Annotated in this window: 3 protein-coding genes; all 3 read left to right on the top strand. The window is 67.0% G+C overall.

Annotation, left to right across the window (positions count from 1 at the left end; all coding sequences use genetic code 11):
• The coding region (locus tag ACE3OH_RS21940) for a phosphoribosyl-dephospho-CoA transferase MdcG domain-containing protein (RefSeq protein WP_374358335.1) at positions 1-216 on the top strand (216 nt) is incomplete at its 5' end.
• A gap of 35 nt (positions 217-251) precedes the next feature.
• Positions 252-1,184 carry a triphosphoribosyl-dephospho-CoA synthase MdcB gene (mdcB, locus tag ACE3OH_RS21935; RefSeq protein ID WP_374358332.1) on the top strand — a complete coding sequence of 311 codons (933 nt, stop codon included), beginning with the start codon at positions 252-254 and terminating at the stop codon, positions 1,182-1,184.
• A gap of 2 nt (positions 1,185-1,186) precedes the next feature.
• Positions 1,187-2,002: malonate decarboxylase subunit epsilon (gene mdcH / locus ACE3OH_RS21930; protein ID WP_374358326.1), on the top strand; the 816-nt coding region annotated here is incomplete at its 3' end.

Here is a 2,002-nt window from a genome sequence, read left to right as displayed (position 1 = left end):
GCCCTCGCCGCGCTGGCCCGGGCGCAGTCCCGGCTGGCCTGTCGGCTGGATGGCGAGCTGCGCCTGCCGGATGGAAACGCGGTGGCCTGGCAGGAGTTGGCACAAGCGGACTGCTCGGCCGGAAAAAAGGTGCTGGTCAAGGGCGAGGCCGCGCCGGCCCTGATGCCCTTGTCCGAATTTCTGGGCAGTTGCTTGTCTTTGGAATGCGCGGCCTGAGCCGGTCGTCGATCGTTGGACAAAGGAGAACGAAGATGTTGAACAGTCTGGCCGGGGCGGTGGCGGCGCGTCATGATTTCGGGCACAGCGGTTTGCTGTTCGATGACAGCACCATCGTCGCTGCCGAGTCCTCGCCGTACCCGGCGCAGATCGGCCGGCTGGCCATTCGCAGCCTGTACCGCGAAGCGGCGCTGGCACCCAAGCCGGGGCTGGTCAGCCCGGAGAGCACGGGCAGCCATGGCGACATGGATTTCGCGACTTTCATGCGCAGTCTTCATGCGCTGCGCGGGTATTTTTCGGCGATTGCCGACTGCGGCCGGCAAGGTCCGGGCTTCGGATCGCTGCAGGCGCTAGGCATTGATGCCGAAGCCGCCATGTTGCTCGCGACCGCTGGGGTCAACACGCATCGCGGCGCAATTTTCAACCTCGGGCTGCTTTGTGCCGCTGCCGGCTATCTGGTGGCTGATGGTGCCATCCTGAGCGCCGAAGTGACTTGCGCCACCGTCAGCCACCTCTGGGGGAGCGAAATTCTCGCCGGATCGGCGGCGCCCGCGGCGGGGGAAACACTGAGCCACGGGCAGTTCGTCGCTCGCCGTTACGGCACCGGTGGTGCCCGTGCCGAGGCGGCGGCCGGTTTTCCTGCCGCCCTCGAGCTTGGCCTGCCAACCTATCGCGCCACCCTGGCAGCGACCGGCGACAGCGAGCGCGCGGCCATTCAGGCATTGTTCACGCTGATGACCGAACTGGAAGACACCAATCTGCTCTGGCGCGGCGGTCTGGATGGATTGATGCACGGCCGCCGGAGCGCTGCCGCATTCCTCGAAGCGGGTGGCGTGTTTGCCGATGACTGGCGCGCCCATGCCGCCGCGATCGACCGCGACTTCATCGCCCGGCGCCTCAGTCCCGGCGGCAGCGCCGACCTGCTCGGCGTCACGCTCTTTCTCGCTGCACTGGACGGTCTCGCCTAGCCATGCGCCTTGCCCTGCTCTTCAGCGGTCAAGGTGGCCAGCGTCCGGAACACTGGCAGCAGGTGCAGGCCGGTGTGACGGGTGAACTGCGTCAGGTGCTGCAGCGGGCACTGCCCGGCATGGCCGATGCGAATGCTGCGGTCGACCCCGAAAAACTGGCCAAAAACAGCATCGCCCAACCCTTGATCTTTGCCCAGCAAATGTTGCTGTGGGCCAAGCTGCAGCCGCGCTTGCCGCGCCCGGTCTGCGCTGCCGGCTATTCGCTGGGTGAAATGGCGGCCTGCAGCGCGGCCGGCCTGTTCAGCGCCGCCGCGGGTCTGGAACTGTGTGTCGAGCGGGCCCGGCTGATGGATGAGGCGGTGTCCGGCGAGCAGGGCATGCTGGCTGTGCTGGGGCTCGATGATGCCCGGGTTGCCCAACTGGCCGCCGATGCCGGGCTGGCTGTGGCCATCCGCAATGCGCCGCAGCATCTGGTGGTGGCTGGGCCGCGGTCCGGGATCATCGCCGTAGCCGCAAAGTTTGAAGCGGCGGGTGCCAGCCGGCTGGTCCATCTGGCGGTGCAGACGCCCTCGCATACGGAGTTGCTGGCGTCGGCTGCGGCCGACTTCAAGAAATTTCTCGATCTGTTGCCGGATAGCCGACCAGCGTTTCCGGTATTGAGCGCCATCGATGCGACGCCGTCCCGCAGCGGTCGCGCCGCCCTGGATGCGCTGGCGCGCCAGATATGTTCGCCGCTCGATTGGGCAACCTGCCTGCAAACGGTCGTCGAAATGCAGCCGGATGCAGTGCTGGAAATTGGCCCCGGCAATGCGCTGACC

Source organism: Chitinimonas sp., assembly GCF_041904975.1.
Taxonomy (GTDB): Bacteria; Pseudomonadota; Gammaproteobacteria; order Burkholderiales; family Chitinimonadaceae; genus Chitinimonas.
This window is presented reverse-complemented; position numbering and strand designations above follow the sequence as displayed.

What these genes read in the sequence shown, in the direction of transcription:
- mdcB (WP_374358332.1), top strand. Translation starts at nt 252, where the DNA reads ATGTTGAACAGTCTGGCCGGGGCGGTGGCGGCGCGTCATGATTTCGGG.